Source organism: Herbiconiux ginsengi (assembly GCF_900107435.1).
Lineage (GTDB): Bacteria > Actinomycetota > Actinomycetes > Actinomycetales > Microbacteriaceae > Herbiconiux > Herbiconiux ginsengi.
In genome coordinates, this window is sequence record NZ_FNPZ01000004.1 from 346,678 (window position 1) to 365,622 (window position 18,945).

Genomic DNA, 18,945 nt, shown 5'->3' on the forward strand with positions numbered 1-18,945 from the left:
TCTCGAGGCAAATGGGCGGCTTGACCGGGGCTCGCCGATGGCGCCGGACCCGCCCGGCTACGTATTGAGCGTCGTCGGACTACGTATTCCCGATCACGATCGCAAATTTCACCCCGATTAGTGAGTAAAACCTACTCATGCCGTCTCGACCGGACGGCTCCGCTCTCGCCCCGAGATGCCGCGACCTGTCCTCACGGCGTGAAGAGAAAGCACCGATCATGTCACAGCGTAAGAACGTTCCCCAGATTCCCGGCGGCCACCTGCTCCGTGGCCGGGATCGCCTGTTCAACCAGGCCCGACTCGCACTCGAGCGCAGCGGGCCGCGGCCGTTCGTGGTCGTCGGTGGCGCGCCGGGCGTGGGGCGCACCGCCTTCGTCGACGCACTCGTCGCGGCGATCGATGCCGAGCGCACGGTTCACGTCGTGCGCGGGGATCCCGACCTCAGCGCGGTGTCGCTCGGAGCGCTCGCTCCCGTCCTGTCGGCGCTCCCGGCCGGCGGCGAGAGCAACGCCATTGTCGAGTTCCACCGCGCCGTCAACCGCCCGGAGGCGGTGGTGGTCGTCGACGACGCCGAGCACCTCGACCTCACCACTCTCGGCGTGCTGGAGCAGGTGGCACGCGCGGGGGTCGCCGCCATGGTCGTCGCTCGTGCGACGAAGCCGGCCGCCGACGGCCAGAACCTGCCGGCGGCGCGACTCATCCGCCACGCGAGCATCCAGATCGAACTCCCGTCGCTCGGTCGCGCAGACGCCTGCGCCATGGTGAAGGACCGACTGGGCACGAGCATCGGCGCCGCGGCGGCCGACGAGATGGTGCGTCTCGCCTCTGGGAGCACGCGCACCCTCTCCGAGCTGATCGAAGCATCCGTCGGCATCTGCGATCTCGCCGACGACTCCGGTGCCTGGAACGAGCGCTGGCCCGCGGTGTCCGAAGGGCTGATCGCCTCGTTGCCGGCGAATCCGCTGGTGGCCTCCCCTCCCGTGCTCGACGTCGTCACCCTCCTGGCCGTCGTGGGCGAGCTCCCGGTGGAGCAGGCGGGAACCTCCGGTGTCTCGGAACGCGGCGCTCAGCGCGCCGAGGCGGCAGGGTTCGTGGTCGCTCGCGTTCGAGACGGGCGGGCCTGGGTCGAGCTCGCGCATCCGCTCTACCGGTCGGTGCTGCTCCCGACCGTCTCGGACTACGCGCAAGACGGATTCCGGGCCGCGGGTATCGACATGCTCGACGGCTATCCGGAGCACCGGGTGCGGCGTGCCTTGTTGCAGTTGAAAGTGGGGCACGCGCTCGCCCCGCAACCGCTCATCGATCTCGCGCACCGGGAGTTGAGCGAGCGTCGGTACACCACGGCGATCACGCTCGGGGAGCACGCGAGCCGAGCCGCCGGAGCCGATGCGGCGTTGCGCGCCGCCGGTGAATACGTCGCCGCGCAGGCGCTCTCGCAGATCGGGCGGGCCCGGGAGGCGTCGGAGCACTTCGCCGCGGCCTGGGCAGCCGTGAACAGCGAAGGTGAGGTGGCGGATCGCACGTTCATCGCCGCGCTCGCCCAGGCCGAGGGGAACCACCTCGCCTTCCGGGAACTCCGGCCGGACGTCGCCGTATCGCGCGGGGAGTCCGTTCTGCATCGGCTCGACGAGCGCGACCGCGCCCTCCTCGAATCCGACCTCGCGAAGTGGAGGCTGATGTCTGGGCAGGGGATCCCGCTCGGTGTCGAGCAACTGGCCCTGCTCGGGCCCGTCGAGACGCCGGGAGACCTCAACCTCCTGATCATGACCGCGACGCTCCAGACCATGGGCGGCAACCTCACGCTCGCGGGCGAGGCGGTCGCCAGAGGGCTCGCCGAATGCGACCGTTTCCGGGAGGTGCTGCCGAACGCTCGCGACCTGCTCGAACTCTCCGAGGTGCTCGTGCTCTCGTTCACCAGCCGTTTCACGGAGGCGCGCACGGCGGCCCGCCGCAACCTCGCCCGGGCGGAGAGGAGCAACCCGAGCGCCCGTGGCATCTGGAAGGTCGTGCTCGCGATCATCGAGCTGCACGGTGGCTCGCCGGCACGCGCCTGGAAGCTGATCACCGAGGGGCGCCGCGACCTGGTCTGGTGCGACATCGCAGGCCTCCTCCCCACGGCCGACGCGCTCTCGGCGGCGGTGGCCGCGCGAACCGGGCGGTTCGCCATCGCGCGGAGCTGGCTCGACCAGCTGGCTGCGGCGGAGATCGTCGATCCGAAGGCCGAGGTGTACGCCGCACTCGCTCGCGCCTGGGTCTCTGCGGCGTCGGGGCGCCCGGGTTTCGCCATCCGGAGCATGGGCCCGGCACTGCACAAGGCGGTCGACGGCGGTCACCTCTACCTCGCGGCCCTCGTGGCCTACGAGGCCGTCCGCATCGAGCCGGTTGTCGGCGCCACGGTGATGCTGCCGCATCTGCTCGCCGCGCGGCACGCCTTCCCGCTTGCCGAGTCGCATGCCCGCGCCGTGATCGCGCGCTACGACGTGCTGCCGATCGCCAAGGAACTCGCCGAAGCAGGGCTGCTCGGCCCGGCGATCGACGCCGCGCGCTGGGCGGCCGACAACTCGAACGGCGATCTGGTGCGCGCGTCTCTCGCCCATCGACTCGCTGATTCGTGGACCGTGCGGGCCGGGGTCGCGATGTCGAACCGTCGCTCCGCGCAGCCACGGGTCACTCCACTGACCGACCGCGAGTGGCAGCTGGCCTGCGGCGCGGCCGCTCATCGCACGAGTGCGGAACTGGCCTCCGAGTTCGGCATCTCGGTGCGCACGGTCGACAACCACCTCGCCCGCATCTACCGCAAGCTCGGCATCACCGGGCGCCGTGAACTCTCGGCCGAACTGAGCGAACTCCGACTCGACGGCTCCTACGAGGGCTACGGCGTGGATGCAGCGGCATCCGGAAACAAGTAGAAAATACTCACGGGAGGGTCGGTCTGGGGTGACGGACAATTGCTCATGGCGTAAGCCAGATCATCTGCAATGTGCGGCGCAGTTCCCTCGCCCGAGGTTCACTCGTCAGCTCCTCGCCGGCAGCGCCCGCGTGATGGTCTCGGAACAGGGGCGGCCTTCGGGTGGCCGCCTCTGTTCCAATCCAATTCGCTGCGCTCGGTCCAATCCAATTCGCTGCGCTGGGTCTAATCCGATTCGCTGCGCTGGGTCCGATCCGATTCGCTGCGCTGGGCTACTGTGACTGGTATGACGCAACGGGTCGACACGCTCCTCATCTTCGGCGCCAGCGGAGATCTCACCGCACGGCTCCTTCTTCCCGGACTCGGACAGTTGCTGTCCGATCAGCCGAACCGCCGGCTCGACCTGATCGGCGTCGGCAGTGCCGACTGGACGGATGAGGAGTGGCGCAAGCTCGTCACGAACTCCTTCGGCGAGGCGTCGGCCGACGGAGCCTGCGTCGACGCCCTCCTTGCGCAGACCCGCTATGTCAAGGCCGACGTGACGGATGTCGCCGACCTCACGAAGGTGCTCGGCATGGCCGGCGGCAACCCCGCCATCTACTTCGCCCTGCCGCCGGCCGTCGCGGCGCAGGTCGTCACGACGCTGCAGAAGGTGGAGTTCCCGCCGGGGCTGACGCTCGCCCTCGAGAAGCCCTTCGGCATGGACGTACCGACGGCCCAAGCGCTGAACGCCGAACTCGCGAAGCTCGTGCCGGAGAACCAGATCCACCGGGTCGACCACTTCCTCGGCCGCTCGACGGTGTTCAACATCCTCGGCCTGCGGTTCGCGAACCGCATCTTCGAGCCCGTCTGGAACTCGGAGCACATCGCCGAGATCGCCGTCGTCTACGACGAGCAGCTGGGCCTGGAGGGTCGCGCCGGGTACTACGACAAGGCCGGTGCGCTGATCGACATGATCCAGAGCCACCTGCTGCAGGTGATGGCCGTGCTCGCCATGGAGCCGCCGTCGACCCTCGGGCAAGACGACTTGCGTGACGCCAAGGAGCTGGTGCTCCGCGCCACCCGCCTCTGGGGCGACGATCCGAAGGCGTCGAGCCGTCGTGCCCGCTACACCGCCGGAAGTATCGACGGGCGCGAGATGCCGAGCTACGCCGCCGAGAACGGCGTCGATCCGGCTCGGGAGACCGAGACGCTCGCCGAGGTCGCGCTCGAGATCTCCACCTGGCGCTGGAAGGGCGTGCCCATCACGCTGCGCTCCGGCAAGGCCATCGGCCAGCGCCGCCGTGAGATCGTGGTGACCTTCAAACCCGCGCAGCAGCTTCCGGTCGGTCTCACCGGCGCCAACCAGCCCACGGTGCTGCGCATCTACCTGGCGCCTGATGCGATGTCACTCGAACTCGACATCAACGGACCCGGCGATCCGTATGAACTCGAGCGCGTGAGCCTCGACGCCACCTTTGGCGACGGCCAGCTGCTGGCCTACCGCGAAGTGCTCGCGGGCATCCTCGACGGCGATCCGACACTCAGCGTGCGCGGCGACTCCGCCGTGGAAGGCTGGCGCATCCTGGCCCCCGTGATCGCCGCCTGGCGCGCCGACGAGGTGCCGCTCGAGGAATACGCGGCGGGCACCGAGGGGCCCGACGACTGGAAGCCGGTGGGCTGACCACCCGGTCGAGGGTGGTGCCGGCCGAGCAGGCCGCCCCCTCAGGCGACCTCAGATCGCGATGGAGCGGGCCTCGGCCTGACGCTGGGTGACCACGTCGGTGACCTCGGCATGATGGGCGACGAGGGCGCGGAGAGCGTCGTCGTCGCGCGGGTCGGGCCCGTCGATCATCGGCGCGGCGCCGATGGCGACGCCGGCGGCCACCGTCGGATAGGCAGGGACGGCCGGCGCGGCCGGCGCGGCCGGGGCGAGAGCGGCGACCGGAGCGACCCGGGCGGTGGCCGAAGCGACGGCGCGGGCCAGCTGACGGGGCACGGGAACGGTTTCGACAGGCGCGAGCGGTGCGATGGTTCCGTGCCCGTTCGACTTCATGGTGATGCCGTGCTCGGCGAGGTTGGCGACGATGTCGTGGGCGACCGACTTGGCCAGCGCGGTGTGGAAGATGTCGTCGGTGTCGGAGGCGCTCCGGCGGGTGATCGCGAACGATCCGAGCGGTCCGAAGTTCTCCATCAGGGTCTGGCTGACGAGTTCGTACTGGCGCTCCTGGCTGATCGTGCTCTCCCGTGCCTCTTTCGCACGCCGTCTCCAGCCGATCATCGCAACTCCCTCCGCAACCCCGTCGTGTGAACAGTGTGCGTGCTGGAGGTTGACCGGAGCCAATCGACACGCCGGGTTGCGGCATCCAATGGGCTGATTAGGGTGTAAATTCACCCAACCGCGAATCCATCCGTCGCGACCGCGGCGCGGGAAGGCACCCATGTCCGTCGAAAGAACCTGGATCACGTTCGCGATAGCCGCCGTGCTCGCCCTCCTGGTCGCCATCGCGGTGACCGCGCTCGTCGCTCTCGTGGTGCGACTCGCGGGCCGTCGCAAGCAGTGGCCCGGTGCTCTCGTGCGCCGGGCGCGCATCCCGTTCCGCATCGTTCTGGTGGTGCTGCTGCTCTGGACCGGCGTGGCGATGACCCTTCCGGCCACCGACTGGTTGCCGGCCGTCGACCAGGCCTTCCTGATCCTGTCCATCGCTGCCGGCGCCTGGCTTCTGTGCGGCCTCGCGCTGTTCGCGGAAGACGTTGCGCTCGAGCGCTACCGCATCGACCGGCCCGACAATCGCATCGCGCGACGGGCGCGCACGCAGGTGCTGATCCTGCGGCGGCTCGCGATGGCCGCTGTGATCGTGCTCGCGATCGGCGCCATCCTGCTCACCTTCCCGGGTGCCCAGGCGGTGGGGGCGAGCGTGCTCGCCTCGGCCGGGATCGTGTCGATCATCGCCGGCCTCGCCGCCCAGTCGACTCTCGCGAACGTGTTCGCCGGCATGCAGATCGCGTTCAGCGATGCCATCCGGGTCGACGACGTGGTGATCGTCGAGAACGAATGGGGGCGGATCGAGGAGATCACGCTCACCTACGTCGTGGTGCACATCTGGGACGACCGGCGGATGGTGCTGCCGAGCACCTACTTCACCTCGCAGCCGTTCCAGAACTGGACCAGGCGCACCTCGGAGCTGCTCGGTTCGGTGGAGTTCGACCTCGACTGGCGGGTGACGCCGGGGGAGATGCGGGCCGAGCTGGCGCGCATCCTCGCCCGCACCGAGCTCTGGGACGAGCGGGTCTCGGTGCTGCAGGTGACCGACGCCGTCGGCGGATTCGTGCGGGTGCGCATCCTCGTCACCGCGGTCGATGCACCGACGCTGTTCGACCTGCGTTGCTTCGTGCGGGAGGAGATGATCGCGTGGCTCTACCGTTCGAGTCCGCAGTCGATCCCGCGCACCCGGGTGCGCGTGGTGGAGGAGGAGAAGGACGTGTCGCATCCGCCGCGGGCCGGCGAACCGGATGCCTCGGGCCTGTTCCACGGCGACCGCGATGCGGAAGGGCGGGCGAGCATGTTCACCGGCCCGATCGAGACGCGCGGCGACGACGACGCCCGGTGATCAGGAGACCGGCGGCGCCTTCGGCTTGCGCGGAGCCCGCGGCGGCACCGGGGCGGCGTTCTCGGGCAGGGGAGGGGTGGCAGCGGTGGCCGTGGGCGGCTCGGTGCCCGGTTCTGCCGGGGGTTGCGGCGGCGCCTCATCCGTCTCCGCCCGTGCCGACGCCGGATCGCCCACCGGGCGGATCGGCCAGGTGAAGCTCCCGGATTCCCCGTTCTTCACGAGGTAGACCTGCGCTGCCCGGGTGCCGAACCAGAGGAACCGCACGAGCAGGAAGAGCACCCCGAGCACCACGATGAAGACGATCGCGGCCGCGACGACGGAGATCACGCTCGAGAGGATGCCGAACAGGATCGGCAGCAGACCGCCTCCGGGATGGAACACCTAGGACTCCTCGAGCTCGCGGGCGTCTTCGTCTTGCTGCAGCACGCTGCCGATCGCGAGCGCCACCGTGATGCCCCAACTGACCCACATCAGGATGAGGCGCCAGTCGCGCGGACCCTTGCGCGTGGCCTGGATGGCGGAGAAGGCGCCGATCGCCGCGCTGATGATGCTGCCGTTCAGGATGTACTTGCGCACACTGTCCCCGTCCTCTTCGCTCGTTGCCTCTACGCTACCGCTCGCCGCCGCTTCGGCACCTGCCCTGATAGACTCGACCCTGGAATTCCGGGCTGTATTCGTTCCCATCCGATCCGCGGCCCGACTCAGCCGAACGGACTCATGCCCTCCTCAGACAGCCCATCCACATCGCAGTTCGGCGAGTTCCCCTTCGTCGTCGTCTCGAACCGGCTCCCGGTCGACCGCGTGGTCGATGCGGACGGGAATTCGACCTTCCGCACCTCGCCCGGTGGCCTGGTCACGGCGCTGGAACCGGTGATGCGCGATGCCGACGGAGCCTGGATCGGCTGGACGGGCACGGCCGACGACGAAGCCGATCCCTTCGAGAACGACGGCATCCACCTCATCCCGGTGGCCCTCTCGGGCGCCGAGATCGAGCTGTACTACGAGGGCTTCTCGAACGACACGCTCTGGCCGCTCTATCACGACGTCATCGCTCCTCCGGCATATCACCGGGAGTGGTGGGAGAGCTACGTGGTCGTGAACCAGCGCTTCGCCGATCGGGCCGCCGAGGTCTCGGCCGAGGGCGGCACCGTCTGGGTGCAGGACTACCAGCTCCAGCTGGTTCCGCGGATGCTCCGTGAACAGCGCCCCGATCTCACCATCGGCTTCTTCAATCACATTCCTTTTCCGGCATACGGCATCTACTCCCAGCTGCCGTGGCGCACGCAGATCATCGAGGGTCTGCTCGGCGCCGATGTCATCGGCTTCCAGCGCACCGCCGACGCGGGCAATTTCTCGCGCGCGGTGCGGCGGCTGCTGGGCTACCAGTCGAAGGGCACGGTCATCGACGTGCCGGTCGAGGCCGAGTCGGAGGTCGCGAGCGCGAAGCACCGCATCTCGACGGTTCGCGACGACAAGCTGGTGCGCACGGTGGTGGCCAAGGCCTTCCCGATCTCGATCGACGCCGCCAGCTACGAGGAGCTGGCTCACCGGCCCGACATCCAGGCCCGTGCGATCGAGATCCGGAATGGTCTCGGCAATCCCGACGTGGTCATGCTCGGCGTCGACCGCCTCGACTACACCAAGGGCATCGGACACCGGCTCAAGGCCTTCGGCGAATTGCTGGCCGACGGCGACCTCGACGTCGAGGAGGTCACCCTCGTGCAGGTGGCGAGCCCCAGCCGCGAGCGCGTGCGCACCTACCAGAAGCTGCGCGACGAGATCGAGCTGACCGTCGGGCGCATCAACGGCGACTACTCCACCATCAGTCACACGGCGATCAGCTACCTGCACCACGGCTACCCGCGCGAGGAGATGGTGGCGCTGTACCTCGCGGCCGACGTCATGCTCGTCACGGCGCTCCGCGACGGCATGAACCTCGTGGCGAAGGAGTACGTCGCCACCCGTTTCGACAACGACGGCGTGCTGGTGCTGAGCGAGTTCGCCGGCGCCTCCGACGAACTGAGAACGGCCCTGCGCGTGAATCCGCACGACATCGAAGGGCTGAAAGAGGCCATCCTGCAGGCCAAGCAGATGCCGAGGAGCGAGCGGGCGCGGCGGATGCGAGCCATGCGCAAGCGGGTGCAGGAGAACGACGTGGCGCGCTGGTCGTCGTCGTTCCTGGCCGCCCTCGCCACGCCTTCGCACGACCTGGCGCTGCCGAAGGCCAACGCGCGACCGGGCCAGGGGCGCTCGCGTGACGATCGGGCGGCCCGTGCCGAAGCTCGCGCCGAAGAGCGCGCGACGGAGGAGGCTCGATGAGCATCACGTCGCCGAATCCGACCGGACCGATCCGGCACGAGCGCGAGCACGCCGCTCCTGATGCGCGTGCCGACGCCGATCTGCTCGAGTCCACCAGCGGGCCGGTCGAGCGCGAACTGCTCGACGGCCTGCACCGGCTGGCCTCGGCCGAGCGGCTGCTGGTGGCCATCGACTTCGACGGAACACTCGCCCCCGAGGTCGACGAACCGAGCCGCGCCCGTGCCCTGCCCGAGGCGCGGGAGGCCCTGTTGCGCCTGATCGCGCTGCCCGCCACCCGGGTCGCCCTGGTCTCCGGGCGGGCGATGGAGAGCCTCGAGCAGGTGAGTGACCTGCCCGACGAGGTGCTCCTCGTGGGGTCGCACGGGGTGGAGATCCGTCTCGACGGCCCGACCCAGCTCACCCTCGACACCGTCGAGCTCGAACAAGTGGATGCGCTGAGCGAGGTGCTCGAGGGCGTCGCCGACTCGATCGAGAACGTCTGGATCGAGTCGAAGCCGGCCGGATTCGCCCTGCACACCCGGCTCGCGACCGAGGCCGACAGCCGCCTGGCGCACATGGTGGCGCTCGACGAGGCGCATTCCGAGGTGGAGGGGCTCACGGTGCGCGAGGGCAAGAACGTGCTGGAGTTCTCGGTGCGCAACACCACCAAAGGCGAGGCGCTGCTGCATCTGAAGGAGTACGTGCGGGCGACTTCGGTGTTCTACGCGGGCGACGACGTCACCGACGAAGACGCCTTCGCGGTGCTCGGCCCGAACGACTTCGGGCTGAAGAGCGGGTCGGGGCGCACGATCGCCGAACACCGCGTCGAAGGGCCGCGGGAGGTCGCATCCGTTCTCGCGCTGCTGGCCGACTTCCGCGGTGGCGACTCCTCCACAGCACGGCTCTGAGCGTGCGCCGTCCACAGCCCGGCCCCGCGTGCCGGAGCACCCCTCCGCCGGTTCTAAACTCGTAACATGCCGGAAATAGACATCAAGCCACGGAGCCGCACCGTCACCGACGGAATCGAAGCCCTCACCTCGCGCGGAATGCTCCGCGGCGTCGGAATGGGCGACGGAGACTGGGAGAAGCCCCAGATCGGCATCGCGAGCTCGTGGAACGAGATCACGCCGTGCAACCTCTCGCTCGAGCGGCTCGCCCGGGCGTCGAAGGAGGGCGTGCACGCCGGTGGCGGCTACCCCCTGCAGTTCGGCACCATCTCGGTGTCCGACGGCATCTCGATGGGCCACGAGGGCATGCACTTCTCTCTGGTGTCGCGCGAGGTCATCGCCGACTCGGTCGAGACCGTCATGATGGCCGAGCGCCTCGACGGGTCGGTGCTGCTGGCCGGCTGCGACAAGTCGCTCCCCGGCATGCTGATGGCAGCGGCGCGCCTCGACCTCGCGTCGGTGTTCCTCTACGCCGGATCGATCGCCCCCGGCTGGGTCAAGCTCTCCGACGGCACGGAGAAAGACATCACCATCATCGACTCCTTCGAGGCCGTCGGCGCCGTGCGGGCCGGCCGGATGTCGATGGAAGACGCGCACCGCATCGAGTGCGCCTTCGCGCCGGGTGAAGGTTCCTGCGGCGGCATGTACACCGCGAACACCATGGCCAGCGCGGCCGAAGCGATGGGCATGAGCCTCCCCGGCTCGGCGTCGCCGGCCGCAGCCGATCGTCGTCGCGACTACTTCGCGCACCGCTCGGGTGAGGCCGTGGTGAACATGCTGCGCCTCGGCCTCACGGCCCGCGACATCATCACCAAGAAGTCGCTCGAGAACGCGATCGCCGTGGGCATGGCCTTCGGCGGGTCGACCAACCTCGTGCTGCACCTGCTCGCCATCGCGGCCGAGGCCGAGGTCGAGCTCACGCTGGCCGACTTCAACAAGATCGGCGACAAGGTGCCGCACATCGGCGACCTCAAGCCCTTCGGTCGCTTCGTGATGAACGACGTCGATCGCCACGGCGGTGTGCCGGCCGTCATGAAGGCGCTGCTCGACGAGGGACTCCTGCACGGCGACGCGATGACGGTCACCGGCAAGACCATCGAGGAGAACCTCGCCGAGATGGACATCGCGCCGCTCGACGGCGAGGTGCTGCGGCCGCTGTCGAACCCGATCCACAAGTCGGGCGGGCTCACCGTGCTCACCGGAACCATGGCCCCCGAGGGCGCCGTGGTGAAGTCGGCCGGCTTCGACGCCGACGTCTTCGAGGGCCCGGCGCGCGTCTTCGAGCGCGAGCGGGCGGCGATGGATGCGCTCACCGAGGGCCGCATCAACGCCGGCGACGTCGTGGTCATCCGCTACGAGGGTCCGAAGGGTGGTCCGGGAATGCGCGAGATGCTCGCCATCACGGCGGCCATCAAGGGCGCAGGCCTCGGAAAGGATGTACTACTATTGACCGACGGCAGATTCTCAGGCGGCACAACCGGACTGTGTATCGGCCACATAGCACCCGAAGCGGTGGACGCAGGTCCCATCGCCTTCGTGCGCGATGGTGATCTAATACGGGTCGATATCGCAGCTCGCTCGCTCGACCTACTTGTCGAACCCGCTGAGCTAGCAGCTCGCCGAGATGGCTGGGCTCCACTTCCTCCGCGCTATACCCGTGGCGTTCTCGCGAAGTACTCCAAGCTCGTGCACTCCGCCGCGGAGGGCGCGATCACCGGGTAGTTCGCGCATCCCTCACCCGCGCTCGAATTTAGGACACTACATGACCACGGATGCTTTCCCCGTGCCGACCAAGAAGACTCCGGCTCCACCCAGCTCCGAGCCCGAAATGCTCACCGGCTCCGGTGCCGTACTCCGCTCGCTCAAGAACCTCGGCGTCACCGACGTCTTCGGTCTGCCGGGCGGCGCCATCATCCCGTTCTACGACGAGTTGATGACGCAAGACGACATCCGCCACATCCTCGTGCGCCACGAGCAGGGCGCCGGCCACGCCGCCGAGGGCTACGCGGCCGCCACCGGCAAGGTCGGCGTGGCGATCGCCACCAGCGGCCCGGGCGCCACCAACCTCGTCACCGCCATCGCCGACGCCTACATGGACTCGGTGCCGCTGCTGGCCATCACGGGTCAGGTGTTCTCGCACCTGATGGGTACGGATGCCTTCCAAGAGGCCGACATCGTCGGCATCACGATGCCGATCACGAAGCACTCCTTCCTGGTCAAGACCGCCGAAGAGGTGCCGGCCACGATCGCGGCGGCCTACCAGATCGCGTCGACCGGGCGCCCTGGCCCCGTGCTCGTCGACATCACGAAAGACGCCCAGCAGAACCTGGCGCCTTTCGTCTGGCCGCCGAAGATCGACCTGCCCGGCTACCGGCCCATCACGAAGGCGCACGGCAAGCAGATCCAGGCCGCTGCCCAGCTGCTTCTCGAGTCGAAGAAGCCGGTCTTCTACGTGGGTGGCGGCGTCATCCGCGCCGAGGCCACGGCCGAGCTGGCCCGGCTCGCCGAAGCCACCGGCGTGCCCGTCGTCACCACGCTGATGGCACGCGGCGCCTTCCCCGATTCACACCCGCAGCACCTCGGCATGCCCGGCATGCACGGCACGGTGCCCGCGGTGCTCGCCCTGCAGGAGAGCGACCTGCTCATCTCGCTCGGCGCCCGCTTCGACGACCGCGTCACCGGCAAGGCGAGCGAGTTCGCGCCCCACGCCAAGGTGGTGCACGTCGATGTCGATCCCGCCGAGATCTCCAAGATCCGCGTGGCCGACGTGCCGATCGTGGGCGACGCGAAAGAGGTCATCGCCGACCTGATCAAGGCCTATGCCGACGCGGCCGGATCCGAGAAGCTCGACCTCGACGAGTGGTGGAACTACCTGCACGGGCTGCAGAAGGAGTTCCCGCTCGGCTACTCCGAGCCCACCGACGGTCTGCTCGCCCCGCAGTACGTCATCAAGCGGATCGGTGAGCTCACCGGCCCCGAGGCCACGTACGCCGCGGGCGTCGGGCAGCACCAGATGTGGGCCGCCCAGTTCATCAAGTACGAACGCCCGCACTCCTGGCTGAACTCCGGCGGCGCCGGCACCATGGGGTATGCGGTTCCGGCCGCCATGGGGGCCAAGGTGGCCGAGCCCGAGCGCACGGTCTGGGCGATCGACGGCGACGGATGCTTCCAGATGACCAATCAGGAGCTCGCCACCTGCACGATCAACAAGATCCCGATCAAGGTCGCGATCATCAACAACTCCTCGCTCGGCATGGTGCGCCAGTGGCAGACGCTGTTCTACGACGGCCGCCACTCGTTCACCGACCTCAACACCGGGCACGAGACGCAAATGGTTCCCGACTTCGTGAAGATGGCTGACGCGTATGGCGCTCTGGGCATCCGGGTCACCAAGGTCGAGGAGGTCGACGCGGCCATCAAGCTGGCGCTGGAGACGAACGACCGCCCCGTCGTGATCGACTTCATCGTCTCGGCCGATGCCATGGTCTGGCCCATGGTGCCGCAGGGGGTCAGCAACAGTTTCGTGCAGTACGCCAAAGAGCACGCCCCCGAGTGGGAAGAGGAGTAGACCATGAGCACTCACGTTCTGAGCCTCCTCGTCGAGGACAAGCCGGGTCTGCTGACCCGCGTCGCCGGTCTGTTCGCCCGTCGTGGCTTCAACATCGAGTCGCTCGCGGTGGGCCACTCGGAGATCGACGGACTCTCACGCATCACGGTGGTGGTCGACGTCGAAGACCTCCCGCTCGAGCAGGTGACGAAGCAGCTGAACAAGCTGATCAACGTCATCAAGATCGTGGAGCTCGACCCCTCGCAGGCCGTGCAGCGGGAGCACCTGCTCATCAAGGTGCGCGTCGACAACACCACACGCTCGCAGGTGCTCGAGGCCGTGAACCTCTTCCGGGCCCGCGTCGTCGACGTCTCGAGCGACGCTTTCGTGATCGAGGTCACCGGCGACTCCGGCAAGACCCAGGCGTTCCTCCGGGTGCTCGAGCCCTACGGCATCAAGGAGCTCGCCCAGTCGGGCCTGCTCGCGATCGGCCGTGGCGGAAAGAGCATCACCGAGCGCGTCTTCAAGAACTGACCACAAGCCCCACTAACAAGGAGAAAACACACGTGACCGAGATCTTCTATGACCAGGACGCCGACCTGTCCCTGATCCAGTCCAAGAAGGTGGCCGTCATCGGCTACGGCTCGCAGGGCCACGCCCACGCGCTGAACCTTCGCGACTCCGGCGTCGAGGTCGTCGTCGCGCTCAAGGAGGGGTCGAAGTCGACCGCCAAGGCCGAGGAAGCGGGCTTCACCGTCCTCTCCGTCGCCGAGGCCACCGCCTGGGCCGATGTGATCGTCATCCTCGCGCCCGACCAGCACCAGCGCGGCATCTACGCGCAGGACATCCAGCCCAACCTCACCGAGGGCAAGACCCTCGTGTTCGGCCACGGCTTCAACATCCGCTTCGGCTACATCCAGGCGCCCGAGGGCGTCGACGTGATCATGGTCGCCCCCAAGGGCCCGGGTCACACCGTGCGCCGCGAGTACGAGGCGGGCCGCGGTGTTCCCGTCATCGTCGCCGTCGAGAAGGATGCGACCGGTTCGGCGTGGGACCTCGCCTGGAGCTACGCCAAGGGCATCGGCGGCCTCCGCGCCGGCGGCATCAAGACCACCTTCACCGAAGAGACCGAGACCGACCTGTTCGGCGAGCAGGCCGTGCTCTGCGGTGGCGTCTCGCAGCTGGTGCAGTACGGCTTCGAGACCCTCACCGAGGCGGGCTACCAGCCGCAGATCGCCTACTTCGAGGTGCTGCACGAGCTGAAGCTGATCGTCGACCTGATGTGGGAGGGCGGAATCGCCAAGCAGCGCTGGTCGGTCTCCGACACGGCCGAGTACGGCGACTACGTCTCCGGCCCGCGCGTCATCGACCCGCACGTGAAGGAGAACATGCAGGCCGTGCTCGCCGACATCCAGTCGGGCGCGTTCGCGAAGCGCTTCATCGACGACCAGGACGCCGGAGCCCCCGAGTTCCTCGCCCTCCGCGAGAAGGGTGCCGCGCACCCCATCGAGGCCACCGGCAAGGAGCTCCGCGCTCTCTTCGCGTGGAAGCAGCAGGACGCCGACTACACCGACGGGTCCGCCGCGCGCTGACCTCTCCGCATCACGAAGGGCCTCGGAACTCGCGTTCCGGGGCCCTTCGGCGTTTCAGCTGCGAACAGTGTGCGCGGCGACATGAGGCACCGCGGCGGATGACGGTGTGCGCGGGTTTCGGATGCCGACGAACGACACGATGCCGCCCGCCAGCATCAGCACCGCGGCCAGCCCCACCACGCGCCCGAAGCCCTGCTCGCCGAGCGAACCGCCCGCGACCACGCCCACCAGTGCAATGCTCACCAGGCCGGCCACGCGCGACACGGCGTTGTTGACCGCCGACCCGATGCCGGCCCGCGCCGGGTCGATCGAACCGAGAATGCCGCTCGTGAGCGGCGCGACCGTCACGGCGAGCCCGAGCCCGATCAGCAGGATGCCCGGGAACAGCTGGAGCCAGTAGTCCACTTCGGCGTCGGCGGTGGCCGTCAGCAGGAACCCGAGGCCCGCGATCACCGGACCGATGCTCATGAACGACCGCGGCCCGAAGCGGCCCGCCAGGCGGCCGAACAGCGGCGAGAGGGCGAGCATCACGAGCGTCGACGGCAGCGTCGCGAGGCCCGCCGCCGTCGCGCTGAACCCCGCGATCTGCTGCACGAACACGGCGATCGAGAAGAACCCCACCGAGAGGGCGCCGTAGATGAACAGGGTGGCGATGTTGCCGAAGCCGAAGTTGCGCACCCGGAACAGGCCCAGCGGAAGCATCGGATTCTCGTGCCGGTGCTCCCACCACACGAAGGCGGCGAGGGAGAGCAGCCCGACGACCAGGGGCGCCAGCAACGCCGGACTCGACCAGCCGTAGCGACCCTGCTCGATCAGGGCGAACACCGGGCCGCCGAGGCCGACCGCGCCGAGCGTGGCGCCCACCACGTCGACCTTCGGTCGATGATCCCGGGCGGGCCGCTCATCGCCGCCGGCCCGGGACATCAGCCAGACGGTGACGATGATCGGGACGACGTTGATCGCGAAGATCAGCCGCCACGACGCCGTGTCGACGAGGATGCCGCCGAGCAGCGGTCCGGTGATGCCGGCCGCTCCGGTCCACGCCGTCCAGGTGCCGATGGCCCGGCCCTGCGCCGGGCCGCTGAAGGTCGAGATGATGATCGCCAGAGAGCTCGGAACGAGAAGTGCCGCGGCCCCGCCCTGCAGCAGGCGCGCGACGATGAGAGACTCCGCCGTGGGCGCCACCGCGCACAGCAGCGAGGCGACGCCGAAGCCGATGAGCCCGATGCGCAGGATGCGGAAGCGCCCGAACGCGTCGGACAGCGAGCCGGCGAGCAGGATGAGCGACCCGAGCGTGATGAGGTAGGCATCCACCACCCACTGCTGCACGCCGAGTCCGCCGCCGAGTTCGCCCGTCATGGCAGGCAGGGCGACGTTCACCACCGAACCGTCGAGGAACGCCACGAACGACGCGAGGATGGCGATGGCGAGCACGAGGCGCTGATGGCGGCTCATTCGACCGGCGCTGCGGATCTCTGGGGTGGGCATGGGCATCCTTCCGTCGTTCTTCGGAGTCGTCTCTGCAGCTCTGACCGGCCCGGCCGGCCGGCTGTGACGACGGAGGCGCCCTCGCGGTGGTCACAAGCCGGTGCGGTGGCCGGTCGTGGCTTGTATCGTTCCCCCAGGCAGACAGGCGAGACCATGACGTCGACCGCTACCCTCCGCACCGTGCAGACGCGCACCCTCGACGTCTCCTATCTCGAGACGGGGCCCGACGACGGCGCCCCGGTCATCCTGCTGCACGGCTTTCCCTACGACGTGGAGAGCTACCGCGAGGTCGCGCCGAGGCTGGCCGCTGAGGGCCGGCGCGTCATCGTTCCGTATCTGCGCGGTCACGGCCCGACCCGGTTCCTCGACCCCGAGACGCCTCGCTCGGGCCAGCAGGCCGCGCTGGGCGCCGACGTGGTCGAGGTGATGGACGCGCTCGACATCCCGCGAGCCGTGCTGGCGGGCTACGACTGGGGTGGCCGGGCCGCCTGCGTCGCCGCGGCACTCCAGCCCGATCGGGTGACCGGGTTGGTGTCGGTGAACGGATACCTCATCCACGACATCCGTGCTGCGATGAAACCGCTTCCGCCGGCGCTCGAGGCCGGGTTCTGGTATTTCTTCTATTTCCTGACCGATCGCGGATACGCGGGACTCACGGCGAACCGCCGCGAGCTCGCCGAGGTGATCTGGCGGCGCAACTCACCGGAGTGGCCGTTCGACGACGCCACGCTCGACCGCACCGCGCGATCGTTCGAGAACCCCGACTATGTCGACGTCGTCATCCACTCCTACCGTCACCGACTGGGCGCCGCGCCCGGCGCTCCCGAGTACGAAGCCGCCGAGCAGGCGCTGGCCGCGTTGCCGGCGATCTCCGTACCCACGATCACGCTCGACGGCATGGCCGACGGCAACTTTCCCGCGACCGACGGGTCGGCGAGCGCCCCGCACTTCAGCGGTCCTCGCGAGCACCGCCAGGTGCCGCACGCCGGCCACAACCTGCCGCAGGAGGCGCCGGACGCCTTCGCCGCAGCGGTGCGCGACGTGGCCGCGCTCACGTAAGCGGCTGGGCGTTGAGTCGCCAAGACACGCCGCAACCCCTGTGGGGTTTGCGGCGTGTCTTGGCGACTCGAGGGGTGGCGGCGGGGCGCTCAGTCGGCGCGAACGGCGTTCTGGAGCACGCCCGCCGCGGCGAGAGGCGTGCCCACGGCCTGATCCAGCTCCAGGAGGACGCTGTTCGAACGGCTGACGCCCCCGGCCCCACCCATGGCTCCCGTGCCGGACGGGCGGTGGAGGCGAGCCACCAAGGCGCCGTCGCATCCGTCACCCCCGCCTGACTGCCGTCGCCTGTCGCGTACAGCGGGCTGTTCGTTCGAAATCGCAAACCTCGTGCCAACCGACCCCCTCCACACCCCGGTCGTGCGCAGGAGTGCGGTTTCGAACGCCCTACCCGTGAGGTGAGGCTCGGGAGGGTGCGCGATAGGGTGATGGCATGAGTGATCGCCGGGATGACGACGCGCTCGCCTGGGCGGGCGACGACGACCCGACCCTTGCGCCCGTGGTGTCGCCGATCGCCGGCGACGCGCCGGACGACGAGATCACCGAGCTGCCCGAGGCATCCGCGGCCGCCGTATCCGCGCCGACCGAGCGCGCCACGCCGCCAGCCGGCGGTTCCGCCGCCTCCGCCGCGCCCGCCTCCGCCTCGGATGGTTCTGCCGCGACCGCTCGCGCCGCTACCGTGCCGGATGCGATCGTGGCCGCTTCGACGTCCGCTGCAGCGCCCGCGGCCGCATCTGCTGCGCCTGCCACGGCGCCCGCCCGCCGCACCGTGCTCGACGAGGCGGAGGAGGCCGAAGACCGCGCCGTCGACAAGGAGCTCGCCGAGGCCGAGGCCGCGTCGAAGCAGCTGAGCTCGCCCGCCCTGATCGGCATGGGCATCCTCGGCGGCGTGTACCTGCTCTACACGATCGGCTGGATCGTGAGCTTCTCGCGCTACCAGACACCGCTCACGGTCGACTTCTCGGTGGTGAGCTACCGCATCACGCTGGCGCTCGCCATCGCGGCCACGCCGCTCTGGTTCGTGGGCACCTTGCTGCTCACGCAGGCGAAGGACATCCGGTTCCGGTTCCTCTGGCTCGTCATCGGCGTGCTCGTACTCGTGCCCTGGCCGTTCCTGATGGGGGTGTGAGATGAGCGACGCTATCGTGACCGCGCCGGTCAAGCCTGCGAAGCGCGGCTTCCGCACCTTCGGCCGCGCCGGCTGGGCCGTGGCCCTCGTCTTCGCGTTCCTGTTCGCCTACCACCTGTGGGGCGGCATCGCGAACCTCATCGCCGTGGTCTCGACCTTCTCGAGCTTCGGTGTGGCCGTGCCGGGCAATATCTGGGCGCTGGTGATCGCCTACGCCGTGGTGCCGATCGTGATCTACGCCGCAGCGCTGGTCATCGGCCGCCAGCTCTCGAACTTCGGGCGCATCGTGGTGTTCGTCGTGGGCTTCGCGGTGGTCTCGGTGATCTCGCTCGACATCCTGGTCATCGCCTCGGCCGCCTGACCCCGGCGGGATCATCGCCGCCATCGTGC

General features: G+C 69.1%; 17 protein-coding genes. 12 read left to right on the plus strand and 5 right to left on the minus strand.

What is annotated here, in order from left to right; translation table 11 throughout:
• Positions 1-218: 218 nt before the first annotated feature.
• Together BLW00_RS17985 and BLW00_RS17990 are read left to right on the plus strand one after the other, a co-directional pair.
• The gene (locus tag BLW00_RS17985) at positions 219-2,909 is read left to right on the plus strand and encodes a helix-turn-helix transcriptional regulator (RefSeq protein WP_092556759.1); all 2,691 of its coding nucleotides are present in this window, start codon (positions 219-221) and stop codon (positions 2,907-2,909) included.
• Positions 2,910-3,194: 285 nt separating this feature from the next.
• Positions 3,195-4,571, plus strand: coding sequence for a glucose-6-phosphate dehydrogenase (locus BLW00_RS17990; protein WP_175494359.1), 1,377 nt, complete (start codon positions 3,195-3,197; stop codon positions 4,569-4,571).
• A gap of 51 nt (positions 4,572-4,622) precedes the next feature.
• On the opposite strand, the gene BLW00_RS23570 is transcribed toward BLW00_RS17990, so the two are convergent.
• On the minus strand, positions 4,623-5,168 hold the full coding sequence (locus tag BLW00_RS23570; RefSeq protein ID WP_092556763.1) for a hypothetical protein: 546 nt from the start codon (positions 5,166-5,168) through the stop codon (positions 4,623-4,625).
• Between the two features lie 160 nt (positions 5,169-5,328).
• On the opposite strand from BLW00_RS23570, the gene BLW00_RS18000 reads away from it, so the two are divergent.
• Positions 5,329-6,498: a mechanosensitive ion channel family protein gene (locus BLW00_RS18000; protein ID WP_092556765.1), complete on the plus strand. Its 1,170-nt coding sequence runs from the start codon at positions 5,329-5,331 to the stop codon at positions 6,496-6,498.
• Here BLW00_RS18000 and BLW00_RS18005 read toward each other — a convergent pair whose 3' ends face one another.
• On the minus strand, positions 6,499-6,879 hold the full coding sequence (locus BLW00_RS18005) for a hypothetical protein (RefSeq protein ID WP_092556767.1): 381 nt from the start codon (positions 6,877-6,879) through the stop codon (positions 6,499-6,501).
• On the minus strand, positions 6,880-7,074 hold the full coding sequence (locus BLW00_RS18010; RefSeq protein ID WP_092556769.1) for a hypothetical protein: 195 nt from the start codon (positions 7,072-7,074) through the stop codon (positions 6,880-6,882). It abuts the gene before it with no gap.
• Positions 7,075-7,215: 141 nt separating this feature from the next.
• Between BLW00_RS18010 and BLW00_RS18015 the strand changes: the two genes are divergently transcribed.
• The 6 genes from BLW00_RS18015 (at position 7,216) to ilvC (ending at position 14,882) form a co-directional block, all read left to right on the plus strand.
• Complete coding sequence (locus BLW00_RS18015) at positions 7,216-8,817, plus strand: alpha,alpha-trehalose-phosphate synthase (UDP-forming) (RefSeq protein ID WP_092556771.1); 1,602 nt, start codon at positions 7,216-7,218, stop codon at positions 8,815-8,817.
• Entirely contained in the window at positions 8,814-9,704 is an 891-nt protein-coding gene (otsB, locus tag BLW00_RS18020) for a trehalose-phosphatase (protein WP_092556773.1), read from the plus strand. Before BLW00_RS18015 ends, otsB begins: the two co-directional genes overlap by 4 nt.
• Positions 9,705-9,770: 66 nt before the next feature.
• Complete coding sequence (ilvD, locus tag BLW00_RS18025) at positions 9,771-11,465, plus strand: dihydroxy-acid dehydratase (protein ID WP_092556775.1); 1,695 nt, start codon at positions 9,771-9,773, stop codon at positions 11,463-11,465.
• Positions 11,466-11,505: 40 nt separating this feature from the next.
• Entirely contained in the window at positions 11,506-13,311 is a 1,806-nt protein-coding gene (locus tag BLW00_RS18030) for an acetolactate synthase large subunit (RefSeq protein ID WP_092556777.1), read from the plus strand.
• Positions 13,312-13,314: 3 nt separating this feature from the next.
• On the plus strand, positions 13,315-13,824 hold the full coding sequence (ilvN, locus tag BLW00_RS18035) for an acetolactate synthase small subunit (RefSeq protein WP_092556779.1): 510 nt from the start codon (positions 13,315-13,317) through the stop codon (positions 13,822-13,824).
• A gap of 32 nt (positions 13,825-13,856) precedes the next feature.
• Complete coding sequence (ilvC, locus tag BLW00_RS18040; protein ID WP_092556781.1) at positions 13,857-14,882, plus strand: ketol-acid reductoisomerase; 1,026 nt, start codon at positions 13,857-13,859, stop codon at positions 14,880-14,882.
• Between the two features lie 54 nt (positions 14,883-14,936).
• Here the strand turns inward: ilvC and BLW00_RS18045 are convergent, their stop codons facing one another.
• Positions 14,937-16,370 carry a DHA2 family efflux MFS transporter permease subunit gene (locus tag BLW00_RS18045; protein ID WP_245741666.1) on the minus strand — a complete coding sequence of 478 codons (1,434 nt, stop codon included), beginning with the start codon at positions 16,368-16,370 and terminating at the stop codon, positions 14,937-14,939.
• A gap of 153 nt (positions 16,371-16,523) precedes the next feature.
• Here BLW00_RS18045 and BLW00_RS18050 point away from each other — a divergent pair, with 153 nt between their 5' ends.
• Complete coding sequence (locus BLW00_RS18050) at positions 16,524-17,429, plus strand: alpha/beta fold hydrolase (RefSeq protein ID WP_092556784.1); 906 nt, start codon at positions 16,524-16,526, stop codon at positions 17,427-17,429.
• Positions 17,430-17,518: 89 nt separating this feature from the next.
• Here BLW00_RS18050 and BLW00_RS23575 read toward each other — a convergent pair whose 3' ends face one another.
• Positions 17,519-17,674 carry a hypothetical protein gene (locus BLW00_RS23575; protein WP_175494361.1) on the minus strand — a complete coding sequence of 52 codons (156 nt, stop codon included), beginning with the start codon at positions 17,672-17,674 and terminating at the stop codon, positions 17,519-17,521.
• Positions 17,675-17,859: 185 nt separating this feature from the next.
• Between BLW00_RS23575 and BLW00_RS18055 the strand changes: the two genes are divergently transcribed.
• Together BLW00_RS18055 and BLW00_RS23580 are read left to right on the plus strand one after the other, a co-directional pair.
• Complete coding sequence (locus tag BLW00_RS18055; RefSeq protein ID WP_092556786.1) at positions 17,860-18,555, plus strand: hypothetical protein; 696 nt, start codon at positions 17,860-17,862, stop codon at positions 18,553-18,555.
• A 1-nt stretch (position 18,556) separates the two neighbouring features.
• Positions 18,557-18,916, plus strand: a complete 360-nt coding sequence (locus BLW00_RS23580; protein ID WP_092556789.1) for a hypothetical protein — start codon at positions 18,557-18,559, stop codon at positions 18,914-18,916.
• Positions 18,917-18,945 lie beyond the last annotated feature (29 nt).